This is a genomic window from Kribbella sp. NPDC049174 (assembly GCF_043197365.1).
Classification (GTDB): Bacteria; Actinomycetota; Actinomycetes; order Propionibacteriales; family Kribbellaceae; genus Kribbella.
Genome location: NZ_JBICSZ010000003.1, coordinates 165,689 through 183,158, shown reverse-complemented (window position 1 = coordinate 183,158; position 17,470 = coordinate 165,689). Strand labels below are relative to the sequence as shown.

Below are 17,470 nucleotides of genomic sequence, written 5' to 3'. Positions count from 1 at the left end.
GACCCTGATGTCCGACAAGACCGCCGTCTCCACCACCGACGCCCCCGCGCCGATGCCGGTGTACTCCCAGGGTGTCCGCAAGGGCAACATCCTGCAGGTGTCCGGCCAAGGGTCGGTCGACCCGGCCACCGGCGAGTTCGTCTTCACCGATGACGTGAAGGGCCAGACCACCCGCGTCCTGCAGAACATCGAGGCGATCCTGACGGCCGGCGGCGGCAGCTTCGACGACGTGGTGATGATGCGCTGCTACCTCACCACCCGCGACCACTTCGCCGCCATGAACGAGGCGTACGCCGAGTTCCTCTCCACCCGCACCCCCAGCGGCGTCCTCCCCTCCCGCACCACCGTCTTCACCGGCCTCCCCCGCGAAGACATGCTGGTAGAAATCGACGCCCTCGCCGTCCTGAGCTAGTTCTCCCGCTAGCTCTGGACTAGTTCTGGCCGGGGAGGCGGGTGAGGGGTTCGTCGTTGACGGACGTCTTGTCTGGGCCGTGGTCCCACCAGAGTTCTTTGTGGGTGGTGAGGTACGGGTACCAGCCGCTCACTCCGGTGCCGTTGTGGAGTGCGCGGACTACGGCTTGCAGGTAGGTCGTGAGGTTCGGCCAGGAGTCGATGAAGTCGGCGGTGCCGTCGTGGTAGGCCATGCCGAGGCGGCCGTGGGACGGGCCCGGGCGGAGGTCGATGATCTGGAGGTCGCCCTCGGAGTCGGCCCAGGGGACCCAGGACGGATGCCAGTACGGATCGGTGTTGGGCGCGTGGACGGGTGAAGCCGTCGAAGTCCGGGGCCAGGTCCATCCGGAGTTCCCAGTTGGCCGCGATCTCGGTCGTGCTGGAGGGTGGGCCCTCGGGAAGGATGTTGGCCCACTCGGTGAGGCCGTTGTGGCAGCGGAGAGACTCGACCAGGTCCGGCGGCAGCTCGATCACGGCGTTGCAGGCTTGGAGATCCGCGTCGGTGGCGGGTGGCGCGAGTACGGCGTGACTCGCCGGCGCGTACTGCGCCAGCCAGCGCTCGATCTGCCGCCAGGACTCGGTGATCGTCATCGGCCGGCGATCACCGGGTTGGTGAGGACGCCTACGCCCGGGATGCGGCACTCCGCCACGTCGCCAGGGTTGATGTGCACCGCTCCCGGCGTACCGGTGGAGATGATGTCGCCGGGGAAGAGCGGCATCACCTTGCTGTGGAAGCTGACCAGGAACGCCGGGCTGAAGGCCATGTTCGACACCGTGTTGCTCCGGTGCACCGAGCCGTTGAGCACCGTCGACACCTCCACGGCATCGAGCGAACCCCAATGCGCCAGTACGGCGTCCAGTCCGACGATCGTGGGCCCGAAAGAGAAGAATCCCGGGAAGTTCTTCGACCGGGTCAGGAACCGCGGGTTGCGTTCCAGGATGTCCTCGGCCGTCTGGTCCAGCACCGGCACCACGCCGTACACGTAGTCGAGCGCCTCGTCCTCCTCGATCTGGTAGCACTCCCGCCCGATCACCAGCCCGAGCTCGGCCTCGGCCGTGGTCCGGGTGCTCTGTGCCGGCACCGGGATCGGATCGCCCGGCCCGATGATCGTGTGGTCGCCCTTCATGAACGAGGCCGGCTCGGTCGGCACGTTCTCGGACAGGTCGCCGGCGTGCTCCAAGTAGTTCAGCCCGATCCCCCAGAGCTTCCGCGGCTGCCGGTACGGCGCGGCGAACTCGAACCCGGCCGGATCGCGGAAGAAGCTCTCCGGCGCGGACCGCGCGGCAACAGCCAGCTCGCTCAGCGAGATCCGGCCGAGAAGCGACAGCAGGTCCCCGTCGAAGCCCAGCTCGGCGGCCGGAACCACGCCGCGGTCCGGGTCGAGCACCACCGGCACTTCATTGCCGCCGGCAACCTTTACGGAACCCACCTGGACCGAACCGGACATGGCGCTCCCAACGTGATCGGCAAGACCTGCGGTCAGCCTAGGTGCCACGGTGTCCAGCTAGTGAGAGCGGGCATCCATTTCCCGCATCGTGGGATAATCTCCTGCTATGCAGGAACACGAGATCCGCCGTGGGTCGGTGCAGTCGATCGACCGGGCGGTGGCGATCCTGCGGTGTTTCGACGCCTGTACTCCCGACCTCGGCATCAGCGACCTGGCCCGCGCCACCGGTCTGTCCACCAGCACCGTGCATCGGCTGCTGCTGGCGATGCAGGAGAACGGATTGATCCGCCAGACGGCACACCGCCGCTACGCGATCGGTCCGCTGGTCGCCCAGTTGGCTCACAGCGGTGGGATCCCGGCCGGCCTGCGCGAGGCCGCGCTGCCGGTGTTGCGCGCGCTCCGCGACGACACCGAGGAGACCGCGGCCGTGCACGAGTTGCTGCCGACCGGGCAGCGCGTCGTACTGGATCAGGTCGAGAGTCGTCACCAGTTGCGCCGTACCTACACGGAGTTCGGCATTCCGGTGCCGTTGCCGCTCGGTGCCCCGGGCAAGGTGTTGCTCGCGTTCTCGCCGTGGGAGCGACAGGCCGACGTACTGGCCGCTCCGCTCGCGCAGGTGCTGCCCGCGACCATCACTGATCCCGTCGTACTGGCCGCTCAGCTGGCCGAGATCCGGACCAGGGGCTTCGCGAAGTCGATGGCGGAACGCACGCCGGGGATCAGGTCGGTCGCCGCACCGGTCTTCGACTTCACCGGTCAGGCAATCGGCTGTCTGTCGATCTCCGGACCGGAGCTGCGGATGCCGGAGGAGCGGCTGGAGGAGCTCGGCGAGCGGATCGTCCCGGCCGCATGGTCGGTGTCCGAGCTGCTGGGCGCGACCCCGGCGGCGCGGGACCGCAGTACGACGCGCGCCTCGGCGGGCATCCACTGATGGCCGGGTCGGCGAGCCTCTGGAAGATCGCACCATCGGTCTACCTGCCCGCGCTCCTGTACGGCATCGGCCAAGGCGCGATCGCGCCGGTCGTGGCTGTGTCCGCCACGCACCTCGGCGCATCGGTCGCGGCCGCCGGACTGGTGGTCGCGGCGGCCGGCCTCGGCCAGGTCATCGGCGACATCCCGGCCGGCGCGCTCACCAACAAGATCGGTGAACGCAGCGCGATGATCCTCGCGACCGGCCTGGTCGCGCTCGCCCTGGTCGCCTGTCTGCTCGTCCCGACGGCCTGGGGTCTCGCGATCGCGATCGCCGCCACCGGAGTGGCCGGAGCGGTGTGGGGTCTGGCTCGGCAGGCCTACCTGAGCGAGGCAGTGCCGATCCAGCTACGGGCCCGCGCACTGTCCACGCTCGGCGGCGTACAGCGGATCGGCTCGTTCATCGGCCCGTTCCTCGGCGCGTTCGCGATGAGGTTCCTCGGCACCGACGGCGCCTACTGGGTCCACCTGGTCGCTGCTGTCCTGGCCTGTGGCGTGCTGGTGAGTCTGCCCGACATCGAGTCGGTACGACGTACGCGCGGAAGCCGGCCGGTCGCCGCCCAGTCGACGTGGACCGTGATCCGGGAACACATGCCGGTGCTGCGGACCCTCGGTGTCGGAGCGCTGCTGGTCGGAGCGGTCCGGGCGTCGCGGCAGGTGGTGATTCCGCTGTGGGCGCTGCACATCGGGCTCGATCCGGAGACCACCAGCATCATCTTCGGGTTGTCCGGCGCGGTCGACATGCTGCTCTTCTATCCGGCCGGGTCGGTGATGGACCGCCTCGGCCGCAAGTGGGTCGCCGTACCGTCGATGTTCGTCCTCGGACTGGCTCATCTGCTGCTGCCGTTGACCCACTCGACCGTCACCCTGACAGCGGTCGCGCTGCTGATGGGGGTCGGGAACGGGCTGGGGGCCGGGGTGATCATGACGTTGGGCGCCGATGCGTCTCCACCTGTCGGCCGGGCCCAGTTCCTGGGTGCGTTCAGGTTGTTCGCCGACACCGGGAACGGTGCGGGCCCGTTGTTGCTGGCGGGGGCGACCGCCGTCCTGGGACTGGGGCCTGCGATCGTGTTCATGGCCGCGACCGGCTGGGCCGCCGCGGCCGCGATGCACCGGTGGATCCCACCGCATCCGACCCAGGACCAGCCGGTCTGAGTGGAACCGATTTGGTTCCCGCGTCCAGATCAGGCACACTGAATGCTGCCGAAGACCGCTGGTCGCTGCTCCTCGAGTAGCTGAAGGTCCCACTTCCGAGTGGGCGGCCCGCGCAGGTGACTTGGATAGTGTGACTGTATGTTCACGCCCTTGCGCCTGCGCAGGGGCGTTTTCCTTTTCAGGGGTCCAAGGCGTGGAAGCCAAGAAAAGGAGACCCCATGGCGAGGCCGGACAAGGCTGCCGACGTCGCAGAGCTCACGGAGAACTTCCGCAGCTCGAACGGCGCCGTGCTGACCGAGTACCGCGGACTCACCGTGGCGCAGCTGCGGGAACTGCGCACTGCGCTCGGTGACGACGTGAACTACGCCGTGGTGAAGAACACGCTGACCAAGATCGCGGCCAAGGACGCCGGCGTCGAGTCATTCGACTCGCTGCTGCAGGGTCCGTCGGCCATCGCGTTCATCAAGGGCGACCCGGTGGTTGCGGCCAAGGGCCTGCGTGACTTCGCCAAGGCGAATCCCCTTCTCGTCATCAAGGGTGGAGTGCTGGAAGGCAAGGCACTCGGCTCTGACGAGATCAACAAGCTCGCTGACCTGGAGTCGCGTGAGGTCCTCCTCGCGAAGCTCGCAGGTGCGATGAAGGCGGCTCCGCAGCAAGCGGTGTCGCTGTTCGCTGCTCCGCTGTCCCAGGCCGCGCGCCTGTTCGCGGCGCTGCAGGAGAAGCTGCCGGCCGAGGCCGCCCCAGCGCAGGATCAAGGGGCGGAGGAGGCGCCGGCCGTGCAGGACACGGTCGAGGCACCTGCCGAGGCGAGCACCGAGGAGACCGCGCCGGCCGAGAGCTGACGCTGTCACCCACGCAACACCCATTCAGTGATCACCCAGCAACACATTTACGGAAGGACCGCCAAAATGGCGAAGCTCAGCACCGAAGAGCTCCTCGGCCAGTTCAAGGAACTGACCCTGCTGGAGCTGTCGGAGTTCGTTAAGGCGTTCGAGGAGGAGTTCGGCGTCACCGCCGCCGCCCCGGTCGCCGTTGCCGCTGCCGCGGGCGCCCCGGCCGCTGCCGCCGAAGAGGCCGTCGAGCAGGACGAGTTCGACGTCGTCCTCGAGTCGGCCGGCGACAAGAAGATCCAGGTCATCAAGGAGGTGCGCGGTCTCACCAGCCTTGGTCTGAAGGAGGCCAAGGACCTGGTCGAGTCGGCCCCGAAGGCGATCCTGGAGAAGGTCGACAAGGCTGCCGCGGAGAAGGCCAAGGAGGCCCTCGAGGGCGCCGGCGCCACCGTCACCCTGAAGTGATCTGTGCGGCGTAGCCGCACAACACAGCAGTACGCCGAAGGGCGGTCCTACCCAGGGCCGCCCTTCGTCACTTTCCGGAGCAGGCTCACCCAGGCCAGCGCCCAGAGCCACCCGACGAGAACGTCGGAGGGGTAGTGCCGTCCGAGTGCCAACTGCGACCACCCCACCACCAGCAGCACAGCCGCGCCGGTCAGGACAGCCGGCAGCCGACGGCGCAGGATCAACACGACCGCGCCGACGAGAGCGGCCGTGTTCGCCGCATGACCGCTCGGGAAGCTGTACTCGGACACGTCAGGTGGCAACGGCCAGAGATCCGGCCGCGACCGCCCGACGAGCTCCTTCAGCAGCGGATTGACCGCCCAGACAACACCGACCCCGGCCGCGAAAAACATCGCGTCCATCCACCGGCGCAGTACAAGAAGCACCACCAGTACGACGACCGCAACGGCCACGAGCGGCTCCAGGTCCGTCAGATCGCTGACGGCCTGGGCAACCGTTGCGTCGTCGTCATGTAGCCAGACGAGGACGTCGTCCTCGACCGTCAGACTCCGATGCGGTGCCACGGTCCCCAGATGGCGAACGACATCCCGCGACTGGCCTGGATGTTGACGAACAAGGTGTGACCGTCCGGACTGAACGTTGAGCCGGCGAACTCGTCGCCGGATCTGTCCACCCCGGTGCTACTGGTGAGCCGGTTCAGCGCGATGTCCCACAGCTGACCACCCCGGGACAGCCCGCGCAGGTAGTTGTCCTCGGTGTTGTCCTCGCAGAGCACCAGAGTTCCGCGCTTGCTGGTCGTCACGTTGTCCGGGAAGTCCAGCGTTGCCCGGTTCGGCGACTGATAGATCAGCTGCAGCTTCCGTGCCCGGGTGTGATAGGCCCAGACCTGGCCGAAGCCGTTGCCGTAGCCACCGACCGGATCCGGCCCGGTCTCCGCCGCGCCACCGCCCTGCGTCGAGCAGAAGTACACGACGTTGTTGTCGTACACCTGCCCTTCCAGCCGGGAGAAGTACGCCGCTCCTTGTGAGCGACCCTGGTCACCGACGTACACGAGCGCCTGGTCGTTCGTCGTCGGCGCCGGCTGCCCCGGTGTGTAGGGGAACTTGGGCGCCGGGTCGTCGATGTCGACCCACTTCACGTCGTACGTCGCCCGCCGTGGCTGCTCGGCCGCCAGGTTCAGGTTCGGACGGCCTTTGACGGCGAGCATCTGCAGCCGGCCGCCGTCCTCGATCCGCCCCCGCTTCATCGGGTTGCGAGGCGGGCGGTAGCGGAAGAAGCCGGACGGGAACGCGAAGTTGTCCTCGGTCAGGTAGAGGTATCCGTCGTGCGGGTCGAACGAGACAGCCTCGTGCGCGAACCGGCCGGCGTGGGTGATCGGCTGCCGGTCGGACTGGCCGCGGGCCGGGACCTCGAAGACGAACCCGTGCGGTTTGGTCAGTGGCACGTTCGACACACCGGTGAAGTCCGCGCCGACGTCGGGCCCGTTCACCGTTTCCTCACAGGTGATCCAGCTGCCCCACGGCATGACTCCGCCGCTGCAGTTCATCATCGTGCCGTTCAGGCTGGTGTATGCGTCGATCACCTGGCCGAACCGCGTCACCTCGATCGTCGTCGTCCCGCTCTGGGCCATCGTGTCGTACGGCGTACCCGGTCCGAAGGGCGCGCCCGGGTTGTTCACCTCGTGGTTGCGGACCAGCACGATGTTGCCGTTGCGCCGCTTGAACGCGCCCATGCCGTCGTGCCGCCCGGGCAGGTTGGTGCCGTCGTTCAGCACGACCGGGAACTCCGTGTCGTGGAAGGACCGGTAGTTGAACCCCTCCGGCAGATGCAGCCGGACCTTGCCGTCCCGCTGGTCCGGGATCGCCCGCAGCGCCCGGAACGCCGGGCCGTCCTGTGGCGCCGCGACCGCCTCGCGGGCCACGAACCCCTGGAACGGCCCGCCCGCGAGCATGCCGCCCGCGACTGCCGCACTTCCTCTGAGGAATGTTCGTCGTTCGATGTTCATCCGTCAGTCCCCTCCTCGGCCAGGCGAAATCCCTTGATCGACGCTAGCTTTCGGACCGGTTTCCGGACAGATCTCGGATCAGCGGTCGCGATGTGTGTCGAGTCGTTTGCGCTGCGATACCAGTTCGGCGGTGGTCCGCGGTGGGGGCGCCGTATACGGACCTGGGCAGCCGCTAGGATCACCCGGAGCCGCGGGCCGATCAGCACACCGTGATCGGCGTCAGCACAGAGTGATCGGCGTGACCGGAGCGTGACGCATTGGTCACCGTCGTTTGACATGCGGGGGTTACACAAAACCGTACTCGTGCGTAACCTAGGCAACCGCCCCGTCGTTGGAACGGCAGAACGTCGTCGGTCGGGGCGAGTCAGACATCCCGTGAGGAAGACCGATCAGGAGGGCCAGGTGGGCGTCGAAGTCCGCGTCGAAGGTCTCACCAAGTCCTTCGGAAGCCAGCTGATCTGGGGCGACGTGTCCCTGACGCTGCCCGCCGGTGAGATCTGCGTGATGCTCGGCCCGTCCGGAACCGGGAAGTCCGTCTTCCTGAAGACGCTGATCGGTCTGCTCAAGCCGGACAAGGGTCACGTCCACATCGAGGGCACCGATATCGCCACCTGCTCCGAGCGGTCGCTGTACGAGATCCGCAAACTGTTCGGCGTGCTGTTCCAGGACGGCGCGATGTTCGGCTCGATGAACCTCTATGACAACGTCGCCTTCCCGCTGCGTGAGCACACCAAGAAGTCCGAGGCCGAGATCCGCTCCATCGTGATGGAGAAGATGGAGATGGTCGGCCTGGTCGGCGCGGAGCGGAAACTGCCCGGCGAGATCTCCGGCGGGATGCGCAAGCGGGCCGGCCTGGCCCGCGCGCTGGTGCTGGAGCCCGAGATCCTGCTGTTCGACGAGCCCGACTCGGGTCTCGATCCGGTGCGTACGGCGTTCCTGAACCAGCTGATCATCGACCTGAACGAGATGACCCAGGCAACCTGCCTGATCGTCACCCACGACATCAACACCGCGCGGACGGTGCCGGACAACATCGGGCTGCTCTATCACCGGCATCTGGCGATGTTCGGCCCGCGGGAGATGCTGCTGTCCAGCGAGGAACCGGTGGTCCGCCAGTTCCTGAACGCGCAGCGGGTCGGCCCGATCGGCATGTCCGAGGAGAAGGACGCCGACGAACTGGCCCGCGAGGCGGACCAGGAGCTCCCGCCGCTGCCGCCGATCCCGGTGCAGCAGCTGCCGAGCAGCGGTGTGATCCGGCCGACCCAGCGGCCGCCCGGCGAGTGGTGCCGGGAGAACGGCGTCACCCCACCGCCGGGGTCCTTCGCCGCCGACGTGGTGGGGGCTACGTGACTGTATTGAATGCCACGCTGCCGCGCGGCCGGTCCCGGGGCCTTGCCTCCCGGTCTTCCCTCGTCGCTCCGGTCGCTTCGCTCCCTGCGCTCCTCGGTCCAGACCGGGAGGCCCCGTGACCGCTTCTGCCACCGCCCCCCTGAAACAGGCCGGCTCGCTGTTCTCCTTCGCCCTCGATACCGCCCGGGCGTCGGTCCGCCGGCCGTTCCAGTTGCGGGAGTTCCTGCAGCAGGCCTGGTTCGTCGCGAGCGTGACGATCATCCCGACCGCGTTGGTCGCCATCCCGTTCGGCGCGGTGATCGCGCTGCAGGTCGGCGGCCTGATCAAGCAGTTCGGCGCCCAGGCCTTCACCGGCTCGGCCGCCGTCCTGGCCGTGGTCCGGGAGGCGTCGCCGATCGCGACCGCGCTGCTGATCGCCGGTGCCGGTGGTTCGGCGATCTGTGCCGACCTCGGCGCGCGCAAGATCCGCGAGGAACTGGACGCGATGATGGTGCTCGGCATCGACCCGATCCAGCGGCTGGTGGTGCCGCGGGTGCTGGCCACGATGCTGGTCGCGTTCTTCCTGAACGGGTTCGTCAGCGTGGTCGGCGTGATGGGCGGTTACGTCTTCAACGTCGTACTGCAGGACGGGACGCCAGGCAGTTATATCGCCTCGTTCACCGCGCTCGCCCATCTGCCCGACCTGTGGCAGGGCCAGGCGAAGGCACTGGTGTTCGGATTCATCGCCGCGGTGGTGGCGTCGTACAAGGGAATGAACGCGGGCGGCGGGCCGAAGGGGGTCGGTGACGCGGTGAACCAGTCCGTCGTCATCACCTTCATGCTGCTGTTCGTCGCGAACTTCGCGATGACGGCGATCTACTTCCAGCTCGTTCCGCCGAAGGGGGCCTGACCATGTCGGCCCTCGTGGACACGCTGGTTCGCAAGCCGTTGAGCTCACTCGATCGTTTGGGTGAGCAGCTCGCCTTCTACATCAAGGCGCTGGCCTGGTCCGGCAAGTCGATCACCCGGTACCGCAAGGAGATCCTCCGGCTGCTGGCCGAGGTGACGCTCGGCACCGGCGCGCTCGCCGTGATCGGCGGCACCGTCGGCGTGATCACCTTCCTGGCCTTCTTCACCGGGACCGAGGTGGGCCTGCAGGGCTACTCGGCGCTGAACCAGATCGGCACCTCGGCCTTCGCCGGGTTCGTGAGCGCGTACATCAACACCCGCGAGATCGGTCCGCTGATCGCCGGGATCGCGCTGGCCGCGACGGTCGGCTGCGGGTTCACCGCCCAGCTCGGTGCGATGCGGATCAGCGAGGAGATCGACGCCCTCGAGGTGATGGCGATCCCGTCGCTGCCGTTCCTGGTCACCACCCGGATCATCGCCGGCCTGGTCGCGGTCGTGCCGCTGTACGTCGTCGGCCTGCTCGCGTCGTACTTCGCCACCCGGCTCACCGTGACCATGTTCTACGGGCAGAGTACGGGGACGTACGACCATTACTTCCATCTCTTCCTGCCACCCGGGGATGTGCTGTGGTCGTTCGGGAAGGTGCTCGTCTTCGCCGTCCTGGTGATCCTGGTGCACTGCTACCACGGCTACCACGCGACTGGCGGCCCGGCCGGTGTGGGCGTCGCGGTGGGTCGTGCGGTCCGGACCTCCATCGTCGTCATCAACGTCGTCGACCTGCTGCTGTCGATGGCCATCTGGGGTACGACGACCACAGTCAGGCTGGCGGGGTAGCGCCATGACCAGAGTGCTATCCCACAAGATCCTCGGCATCGCCTTCATCGGCGTGCTGTGCTTCCTGCTCTGGCTGACCTACGCCTTCTACGCGAAGGTCTTCACCAAGACGATCGACGTGGAGCTGAAGACCAGCCACATCGGGCTGCAGCTGAACAAGCACGCGGACGTGAAGCTGCGCGGCATCATCGTCGGCGAGGTCCGCGACGTCTCCACCGACGGCGACGAGGCGACCGTCGAGCTGTCGCTGAAACCCGACCAGGTGGCCGAGATCTCCAGCGCGGTCAGCGCCCGGATCCTGCCGAAGACGCTGTTCGGCGAGAAGTACGTCGCCCTGGTCCCGCCGACCGGTGCACAGGGCCGGCACATCAAGGCCGGTGACGTGATCGCGCGGGACAAGACCGCGGTCGGCATCGAGATCGAGAAGGTGCTGAACGACGCCCTGCCACTGCTGCAGGCGGTCGACCCGGCCGACCTGAACGCCACCCTGAACACGCTGGCCACCGCCCTCGAGGGCCGGGGCGCCGAGATCGCCGGCACGCTGACCCAGCTGGACGCGTACCTGAAGAAGCTGAACCCGAACGTCCCGAAGTTGATGGCCGCGCTGACCAAGCTCACCCAGGTCTCCCAGCTGTACGGCGACGCGACGCCCGACCTGGTCCGCGCCCTGCGTAACCTGACCGTCACCGGCAACACGGTGGTGGAGAAGCAGGTCCAGCTGCAGAAGTTCTTCGTCGACGTCCAGAAGCTGTCCAGTACGACGAACACCGTCCTCAAGGAGAACGAGAGCCGGGTGATCCGGCTCGGCGAGGTGAGCCGGCCGGTGCTGGACCTGCTGGAGCGGTACTCGCCGGAGTACCCGTGCTTCCTGAAGGTGATGACCGACACGGCGCCGATCCTGAACGACACGTTCCGGGACGGCCGGCTGAACATCAACCTCGAGCTGATCACCAACCAGCCGACGCCGTACGAGCCGAACGAACTGCCGGCCTACCAGGACCACCGCGGGCCGACCTGCGTCGGGAAGAACTACAGTCACCCGGGGGCCAAGCCGGGTCCGTACACCCAGGACAACCCGGCGCCGTACATCACCGGTGAGGACGGCGTGATCGGCGACCACAACAAGAACGAGCGATTCCCGCTGAACCTCCAGCTGAACCGGGCCATGCCCGGCTTCGACCTGGACACCCAGGGCGTCGGTACGCCGGCCGAGCAGACGGTGATCGACTCGGTCGTCGGCCCCGAGATGGGTGTCGCGCCGTCCGACGTACCGGACCTGACCACCCTGATGGTCGGGCCCCTGCTGCGCGGAGGGCAGGTGAACCTGAAGTGAAGATCCTGGACAAGAAGACCTCGCTCGACACCGTGCGGCTGGCGATCTTCGTGGTGGTGACCACCGTCGCGACCGCGCTGCTGGCGGTGACGATCGGGAACATCAGCTTCAACGCGACGACGAAGTACAAGGCGGTCTTCACCGACGCGGTCGGGCTGAACAAGGGTGACGACATCCGGATCGCGGGGGTGAAGGTCGGCCAGGTCGACAAGATCGCGCTGTATCAGGACACGTTGGCGATGGTGACGTTCAGCGTCGACTCCGACCAGGTCCTGGACGAGTCCACGAAGGCGACGCTGCGGTACCGGAACCTGGTCGGGAACCGCTACATCGCACTCACCGACGGCGTCGGCGGCGGCCCACGGCTGAAGGGAGGAGGCGTCATCCCGAAGGAGCGGACGGCGCCTGCGCTGGACCTCTCGGTGCTGTTCAACGGGTTCAAGCCGCTGTTCACCGCGCTCACGCCGGCGGACGTGAACCAGTTCGCGTTCGAGGTGATCAAGGTGCTGCAGGGTGAGGGCGGCACGATCGAGTCGCTGCTGGCCAAGACCGCGTCTCTGACGACGACCCTGGCTGATGCGGACCAGGTGATCGGCGACCTGATCACCAACCTGACCTCGACGCTGCAGATCGTCTCCCAGCGGCAGCAGAACTTCTCTCAGCTGCTGGTGAACCTGCAGCAGTTCATCACCGGGCTGAGTCAGGACATCAACCCGATCCTGAACTCGGTCGGTTCGATCAACTCACTGAACAACAAGACCGCCGGTCTCCTGCAGCAGTCCCGGGTGCCGATCAAGGCCGACCTGGCCCGGCTCCGCACCGTCGCGACCACCCTCGACGACACCCAGGCGATCTGGGTGAAGACACTGCAGAACATGCCGGAGAAGCTGAACACGATGACTCGCACGGCGTCGTACGGCTCCTGGTTCAACTTCTTCCTGTGCAACTTCGACGGCAACGTCACCCTGCCCGTCGGAACCCGCGTCCCGGTTGCCTACGACAACAACTCGGCGAGGTGCGCCAAGTGAAGCCGTTCCGCGAGCAGAACCAGGTGACCGTCGGCGTCATCGGCCTGACCGTGCTCGGGCTGATCATGCTGGCCGCGTTCAAGGCGCAGGACCTGCCGCTGATCGGTGGCGGGACGAAGTACTCCGCGCAGTTCTCCGAGGCCGGCGGGCTGAAGCCGAACGACGAGATCCGGGTGGCCGGCGTCCGGGTCGGGCAGGTCCGCAAGGTCGAGCTCGAGGGCACCCACGTCCGGGTCGACTTCGTGGTGGACAAGGGCGTGAAACTCGGCGACCAGACTGGCGCCGAGATGAAGATCAAGACCCTGCTCGGCCAGAAGTACCTCAAGCTGAACCCGGCCGGCACCGGTCAGCTCAAGGCCGGCGCCGAGATCCCGCTGGCCCGGACCATCTCGGCGTACGACGTCGTGGACGCCTTCAGCGATCTCGCGAACACCACCGAGCGGATCGACACCGCTCAGCTGGCCAAGGCCCTGGACACGCTCTCGACGACGTTCCAGAACACGCCCGAAGAGGTGCAGGCGTCGCTGACCGGGCTGTCCCGGCTGTCCCGCAACGTGGCCAAGCGCGACGAGCAGCTGAAACTGTTGCTGCAGCACTCGAACGTGGTCACCAAGGTCCTTGCCGACCGCAACCAGCAGCTGATCAAGCTGATGAAGGACGGCAACACCGTCTTCCAGGCCGTGCAGGCCCGGCGGGCGCTGATCCACCAGTTGCTGGTGTCGACGCAGAAGCTGTCCGCCCAGATCACCGCGCTGGTCCGGGAGAACCGCAAGGACCTGGCGCCGACACTGCAGAAGGTGAACGCCGTGCTGGCGGTCCTGCTGAAGAACCAGAACGACCTGGACGCCAGCATCAAGGGCCTGGCGCCGTTCGTCCGCGTCTTCACCAACACCCTGGGCACCGGCCCCTGGTTCGACGTCTACCTGCAGAACCTGGTGCCGGTCCCGGAGATCCCCCTGCCGGCGGTTCCGCCGGCCGGGATACCGCCGATCCTGGGAGGTGGCGGCTGATGAAGATCGCGTCGTTGTCCCGGCTGATCGCGATCGCGGTGGTCCTGGTGATTCTCGCGGTCAGCGTGGTCTCGCTCTGGCCGAAATCCGACCGGGTGAGCGCCACGGCGTACTTCCCGCGCGCGGTGTCGGTCTACCCCGGCTCCGACGTACGGATCCTCGGCATCAAGGTCGGCGAGGTGGAAAGTGTCACCCCGGCCGGCCGGACCGTGCGGGTGAAGTTCTGGTGGGAGGCCAAGCACAAGGTGCCGGCCACCGCGAAGGCGGTGATCGCGGCGCCGTCGATCGTGGCCGACCGGTACGTCCAGCTCACCCCGGTCTACTCCAAGGGTGAGGTGATGGCCGACGGGGCCGAGATCCCGATCGACCGGACCGCCGTACCGCTGGAGCTGGACCAGATCTACCAGAGCCTGAACGACCTGTCCGTCGCGCTCGGTCCGAAGGGTGCGAACGACCAGGGCGCGCTGTCGCGGCTGCTGGACGTCTCGGCGAAGAACCTGAACGGTCAGGGCGCCAAGCTGAACCAGACCATCACCGACGTGTCCAAGCTGACCGGGACGCTGGCGGGCAACTCACAGAGTCTGTTCGCGACCATCCGGCAGTTGCAGACGTTCGTGTCCGCGCTGGCCGCGAACGACCAGTTGGTCCGCCAGTTCAACACCAACTTCGCCGCCACCTCGACCACCTTGGCCGGTGAACGCCAGGATCTGGCCAAGGCGCTGTCCCTGCTGGCGACGGCGCTCGGTGAGGTCGCCACGTTCGTCAAGGACAACCGGGCGCTGTTGAAGACGACGATCTCCAGCGCCACCGACCTGTCGCAGATCCTGGTCAAGGAGAAGGCCGCGCTGGCCGAGGTGCTCGACACCGCGCCGCTCGGCCTGGGCAACCTGGCCCGCGTGTACAACCCGCAGTACGGGACGCTGGACCAGCGGCTCAACCTGGCCCAGCTGGACGACCCCGCGACGTTCATCTGCTCACTGCTGCGGCAGGCGAACCAGCCGATGTCGACCTGTACGGCGCTGAAGCCCGTCCTCGACGCCCTGAAGAAGCTGCCGCTGCTGAGCCAGCTCACCGGTGGTGCGCCGGCGAGCGGCGGTCCGGCCGGTACGCCGTGGGCCCCGCAGCCGAAGGCACCGTTGAACAGTCCTGACCCGGTCGACCCGACCCTCGGGGGGCTGGTCCGATGAGACGCCGTACGACGATCATCGCCGGGCTGCTCGGGATGGCCATGCTGCTGACCGGGTGCGACTTCAGCGTGTACTCGCTGCCGTTGCCGGGTGGCGCCAAGATCAAGGGGCCGTCGTACACGGTCACCGTCGAGTTCGCCGACGTACTGGACCTGGTGCCGAAGTCGTCGGTCAAGGTGGACGACGTCACCGTCGGCACGGTCGAGAAGGTCTGGCTGGACGGGTACGTCGCCAAGGTCCGGATCAAGCTGCCGAAGAGCCTGGAACTGCCGGACAACGAGCGGGCGACGATCCGGCAGACCAGCCTGCTGGGCGAGAAGTTCGTGTCGCTGTCGGCGCCGAGCGGGTCGGAGCAGCCGCGCGGGAAGCTCGACAACGGCGAGATCATCCCGTTGTCGCGGACCACCAGCAACGTCGAGGTCGAGGAAGTCCTGTCCGCCCTGTCGCTGCTGCTGAACGGCGGCGGCGTGGCCCAGTTGCAGATCATCACCCAGGAGCTGAACAAGGCGCTGACCGGTAACGAGCCGGCCATCCGCAGCGTGCTCACCCAGCTGAACACGTTCGTCGGCACGCTGGACCAGAACAAGGAACGGATCGTCACCGCGATCGCCGCGGTCGACGCGCTGGCCAAGAAGCTGAACGCGCAGAAGGCGACGCTGGCGACCGCGATCGACTCGCTGCCGAAGTCGATCGCGACCCTGGACAAGCAGCGCGCGGCCCTGGTGAAGACGCTGCAGGCGCTGGCGACGCTGGGCAACACGGCCACCCGGGTGATCACCGCGTCGCAGCAGGACCTGGTGGCGAACCTGCAGTCGCTGTACCCGATCCTGACCAAGCTGGCCGAGGCGGGGGAGAACCTGCCGAAGTCGCTCGAGCTGCTGTTCACCTACCCGTTCCCGGACGCTGCCGCCAAGGCCGTCCAGGGCGACTTCACCAACCTCGGCATCACCCTGGACGTGAACACCCAGAAGGCCCTGCAGGGCCTGGTGGGAATCACCCTGCCGACCGCCGGTCCGACGTCGGTCTCGGTGCCGCGGCTGAGCGTCCCGGTGCACAACCCGACCGGCCTGCCGGCGCTCCCGGTGCCGACCGGTACGGCGACCACCTGCACCACGATCCTCGGACTGCCGGTCTGTACGCCGAAGCTGAACCGCTCGGGCTTCGACCCCGAGCTGGCCAAGGTCCTGATGCCGGGGGTGGCGAAGTGATCACCAGAGGCGTCCGGATCCAGTTGATGGTGTTCCTGCTGATCACCGTGGTCGGCGTCGCCTACGTGGGCGGCAAGTACGCCCAGATCGACAAGCTGCTGTTCGACGACGACTACACGGTCAGCGCCAGCTTCGCCGAGTCCGGTGGCATCTTCTCCGGTGCCGAGGTGACGTACCGCGGCCAGCCGGTCGGCCGGGTCGGCGAGCTGAGGCTGCTGTCCGACGGCGTCGAGGTGAACCTCGACATCGACAAGGGCGTGAAGATCCCGAACGACCTGCTCGCGGTGGTCGCGAACCGGTCCGCGATCGGCGAGCAGTACGTCGACCTGCAGCCGCGCCGCGACAGCGGTCCGTACCTGCGGGACCACTCGCGGATCGACCGCGCGGACACCGCGATCCCGATCGACACCACCGAGCTGCTGCTGAACCTGGACCAACTGGTCAACTCGGTCGACAAGGAAAGCCTGAGGACCACGGTCAGCGAGCTCGGGGCGGCGCTGAAGGGCCGGGGGACCGACTTGCAGCGGATCATCGACAACTCCGGCACGCTGATCGACGCCGCGGACGCCAACATCCTGCAGACGATCAAGCTGATCAACGACGGCGACACCGTGCTGGCCACCCAGGTGGCCAGCGGCGACGCGATCAAGACCTGGGCGAAGAACCTCGCCCTGCTGTCCGACACCCTGGTCAGCTCGGACGCGGAGATCCGCCAGGTGATCGACCAGGGCTCCGGCGCCTCCGAGCAGGTGACCGCCCTGATCTCGGAGAACCGTGCGGACATCGCGGTGCTGCTCGGTAACCTGCTGACGGTGAGCGAGTTGACCGCCGTCCGGCTGGACGCCGTCGAGCAGTTGCTGGTCGTGTACCCGGCGGTGTCGATGGGCGGGTACGTCGTACCGGCCAAGGACAAGGGCACCGGGCACTACGACGCGCACTTCGGCCTGGTGCTCGGGATCGACCCGCCCGCCTGCCGGGCCGGGTACGGCGGGACCGACAAGCGGATCCCTCAAGACACCACAGACAAGGCCGCCAACTCGAAGGCGGGCTGCGCCGCGAGTCCGTCGACCGGTGTCAACGTCCGCGGCGCACAGAACAAGCCGAGCCCGTCGTCCCGCGAGGACCTGAACCGGACCGGGTACGGCATCGGGTACGACCCGGCCACCGGTACCGCGGGCGGATCCAACGGGATGCCGGAGATGGTGCTCGGCTCGACCGGCGGCCAGGCCGACCTGCTCGGCAGCGACTCCTGGAAAGCCCTCATCCTCGGACCGGTGACCGGACAGTGATTTTTGCCAGCTCTGGGTCTT

General features: G+C 67.6%; 18 protein-coding genes. 14 read left to right on the top strand and 4 right to left on the bottom strand.

The features are described from left to right. The first annotated feature begins 7 nt into the window (after positions 1 to 7). The gene (locus ACGFIF_RS18145) at positions 8 to 412 is read left to right on the top strand and encodes a RidA family protein (RefSeq protein ID WP_393155719.1); all 405 of its coding nucleotides are present in this window, start codon (positions 8 to 10) and stop codon (positions 410 to 412) included. A 19-nt stretch (positions 413 to 431) separates the two neighbouring features. On the opposite strand, the gene ACGFIF_RS18140 is transcribed toward ACGFIF_RS18145, so the two are convergent. Both ACGFIF_RS18140 and ACGFIF_RS18135 read right to left on the bottom strand, forming a co-directional pair. Next, positions 432 to 644 carry a hypothetical protein gene (locus ACGFIF_RS18140; protein WP_393155718.1) on the bottom strand — a complete coding sequence of 71 codons (213 nt, stop codon included), beginning with the start codon at positions 642 to 644 and terminating at the stop codon, positions 432 to 434. A 393-nt stretch (positions 645 to 1,037) separates the two neighbouring features. Next, the gene (locus ACGFIF_RS18135) at positions 1,038 to 1,898 is read right to left on the bottom strand and encodes a fumarylacetoacetate hydrolase family protein (RefSeq protein WP_393155716.1); all 861 of its coding nucleotides are present in this window, start codon (positions 1,896 to 1,898) and stop codon (positions 1,038 to 1,040) included. Between the two features lie 106 nt (positions 1,899 to 2,004). Between ACGFIF_RS18135 and ACGFIF_RS18130 the strand changes: the two genes are divergently transcribed. From ACGFIF_RS18130 to rplL, 4 genes are all read left to right on the top strand, one after another. Continuing rightward, the gene (locus tag ACGFIF_RS18130; protein WP_393155715.1) at positions 2,005 to 2,829 is read left to right on the top strand and encodes an IclR family transcriptional regulator; all 825 of its coding nucleotides are present in this window, start codon (positions 2,005 to 2,007) and stop codon (positions 2,827 to 2,829) included. After that, positions 2,748 to 4,022 carry an MFS transporter gene (locus tag ACGFIF_RS18125; protein ID WP_393155714.1) on the top strand — a complete coding sequence of 425 codons (1,275 nt, stop codon included), beginning with the start codon at positions 2,748 to 2,750 and terminating at the stop codon, positions 4,020 to 4,022. Before ACGFIF_RS18130 ends, ACGFIF_RS18125 begins: the two co-directional genes overlap by 82 nt. 218 nt (positions 4,023 to 4,240) lie before the next feature. After that, positions 4,241 to 4,864 (top strand): 50S ribosomal protein L10, encoded by a 624-nt coding sequence (gene rplJ / locus ACGFIF_RS18120; protein ID WP_393155712.1) that lies wholly within the window; start codon positions 4,241 to 4,243, stop codon positions 4,862 to 4,864. A gap of 66 nt (positions 4,865 to 4,930) precedes the next feature. Continuing rightward, entirely contained in the window at positions 4,931 to 5,317 is a 387-nt protein-coding gene (gene rplL, locus ACGFIF_RS18115; RefSeq protein ID WP_393155711.1) for a 50S ribosomal protein L7/L12, read from the top strand. 47 nt (positions 5,318 to 5,364) lie between these two features. Here the strand turns inward: rplL and ACGFIF_RS18110 are convergent, their stop codons facing one another. Continuing rightward, positions 5,365 to 5,880, bottom strand: a complete 516-nt coding sequence (locus tag ACGFIF_RS18110) for a phosphatase PAP2 family protein (RefSeq protein ID WP_393155710.1) — start codon at positions 5,878 to 5,880, stop codon at positions 5,365 to 5,367. Next, positions 5,859 to 7,322 (bottom strand): PhoX family protein, encoded by a 1,464-nt coding sequence (locus ACGFIF_RS18105; RefSeq protein WP_393155709.1) that lies wholly within the window; start codon positions 7,320 to 7,322, stop codon positions 5,859 to 5,861. The genes ACGFIF_RS18110 and ACGFIF_RS18105 overlap by 22 nt, the downstream gene beginning before the upstream one ends. Before the next feature lie 402 nt (positions 7,323 to 7,724). Between ACGFIF_RS18105 and ACGFIF_RS18100 the strand changes: the two genes are divergently transcribed. The 9 genes from ACGFIF_RS18100 (at position 7,725) to ACGFIF_RS18060 (ending at position 17,449) form a co-directional block, all read left to right on the top strand. Continuing rightward, positions 7,725 to 8,672 (top strand): ABC transporter ATP-binding protein, encoded by a 948-nt coding sequence (locus tag ACGFIF_RS18100; RefSeq protein WP_393155708.1) that lies wholly within the window; start codon positions 7,725 to 7,727, stop codon positions 8,670 to 8,672. 115 nt (positions 8,673 to 8,787) lie between these two features. After that, the gene (locus tag ACGFIF_RS18095) at positions 8,788 to 9,561 is read left to right on the top strand and encodes an MlaE family ABC transporter permease (protein ID WP_393155706.1); all 774 of its coding nucleotides are present in this window, start codon (positions 8,788 to 8,790) and stop codon (positions 9,559 to 9,561) included. Between the two features lie 2 nt (positions 9,562 to 9,563). Continuing rightward, a complete protein-coding gene (locus tag ACGFIF_RS18090; protein WP_393155704.1) occupies positions 9,564 to 10,394 on the top strand; it encodes an MlaE family ABC transporter permease in 831 nt (276 codons plus the stop codon). Positions 10,395 to 10,398: 4 nt separating this feature from the next. Beyond that, positions 10,399 to 11,727 carry an MCE family protein gene (locus ACGFIF_RS18085; RefSeq protein WP_393155703.1) on the top strand — a complete coding sequence of 443 codons (1,329 nt, stop codon included), beginning with the start codon at positions 10,399 to 10,401 and terminating at the stop codon, positions 11,725 to 11,727. Then, positions 11,724 to 12,755: an MCE family protein gene (locus ACGFIF_RS18080; RefSeq protein WP_393155701.1), complete on the top strand. Its 1,032-nt coding sequence runs from the start codon at positions 11,724 to 11,726 to the stop codon at positions 12,753 to 12,755. The genes ACGFIF_RS18085 and ACGFIF_RS18080 overlap by 4 nt, the downstream gene beginning before the upstream one ends. Further along, on the top strand, positions 12,752 to 13,765 hold the full coding sequence (locus ACGFIF_RS18075; RefSeq protein ID WP_393155699.1) for an MCE family protein: 1,014 nt from the start codon (positions 12,752 to 12,754) through the stop codon (positions 13,763 to 13,765). Before ACGFIF_RS18080 ends, ACGFIF_RS18075 begins: the two co-directional genes overlap by 4 nt. Continuing rightward, positions 13,765 to 14,952 (top strand): MCE family protein, encoded by a 1,188-nt coding sequence (locus tag ACGFIF_RS18070; protein WP_393155698.1) that lies wholly within the window; start codon positions 13,765 to 13,767, stop codon positions 14,950 to 14,952. The genes ACGFIF_RS18075 and ACGFIF_RS18070 overlap by 1 nt, the downstream gene beginning before the upstream one ends. Beyond that, positions 14,949 to 16,160: an MCE family protein gene (locus ACGFIF_RS18065; RefSeq protein WP_393155696.1), complete on the top strand. Its 1,212-nt coding sequence runs from the start codon at positions 14,949 to 14,951 to the stop codon at positions 16,158 to 16,160. Before ACGFIF_RS18070 ends, ACGFIF_RS18065 begins: the two co-directional genes overlap by 4 nt. After that, positions 16,157 to 17,449 carry an MCE family protein gene (locus ACGFIF_RS18060; RefSeq protein ID WP_393155695.1) on the top strand — a complete coding sequence of 431 codons (1,293 nt, stop codon included), beginning with the start codon at positions 16,157 to 16,159 and terminating at the stop codon, positions 17,447 to 17,449. The genes ACGFIF_RS18065 and ACGFIF_RS18060 overlap by 4 nt, the downstream gene beginning before the upstream one ends. Positions 17,450 to 17,470: the final 21 nt, after the last annotated feature.

Coding starts and splice junctions, on each gene's coding strand:
- rplL (WP_393155711.1), top strand. CDS start 4,931: ATGGCGAAGCTCAGCACCGAAGAGCTCCTCGGCCAGTTCAAGGAACTG.
- ACGFIF_RS18070 (WP_393155698.1), top strand. CDS start 13,765: ATGAAGATCGCGTCGTTGTCCCGGCTGATCGCGATCGCGGTGGTCCTG.
- ACGFIF_RS18135 (WP_393155716.1), bottom strand. CDS start 1,898: ATGTCCGGTTCGGTCCAGGTGGGTTCCGTAAAGGTTGCCGGCGGCAAT.
- ACGFIF_RS18145 (WP_393155719.1), top strand. CDS start 8: ATGTCCGACAAGACCGCCGTCTCCACCACCGACGCCCCCGCGCCGATG.
- ACGFIF_RS18085 (WP_393155703.1), top strand. CDS start 10,399: ATGACCAGAGTGCTATCCCACAAGATCCTCGGCATCGCCTTCATCGGC.
- ACGFIF_RS18125 (WP_393155714.1), top strand. CDS start 2,748: ATGGTCGGTGTCCGAGCTGCTGGGCGCGACCCCGGCGGCGCGGGACCG.
- ACGFIF_RS18065 (WP_393155696.1), top strand. CDS start 14,949: ATGAGACGCCGTACGACGATCATCGCCGGGCTGCTCGGGATGGCCATG.
- ACGFIF_RS18140 (WP_393155718.1), bottom strand. CDS start 644: ATGGCCTACCACGACGGCACCGCCGACTTCATCGACTCCTGGCCGAAC.
- rplJ (WP_393155712.1), top strand. CDS start 4,241: ATGGCGAGGCCGGACAAGGCTGCCGACGTCGCAGAGCTCACGGAGAAC.
- ACGFIF_RS18105 (WP_393155709.1), bottom strand. CDS start 7,322: ATGAACATCGAACGACGAACATTCCTCAGAGGAAGTGCGGCAGTCGCG.
- ACGFIF_RS18090 (WP_393155704.1), top strand. CDS start 9,564: ATGTCGGCCCTCGTGGACACGCTGGTTCGCAAGCCGTTGAGCTCACTC.
- ACGFIF_RS18130 (WP_393155715.1), top strand. CDS start 2,005: ATGCAGGAACACGAGATCCGCCGTGGGTCGGTGCAGTCGATCGACCGG.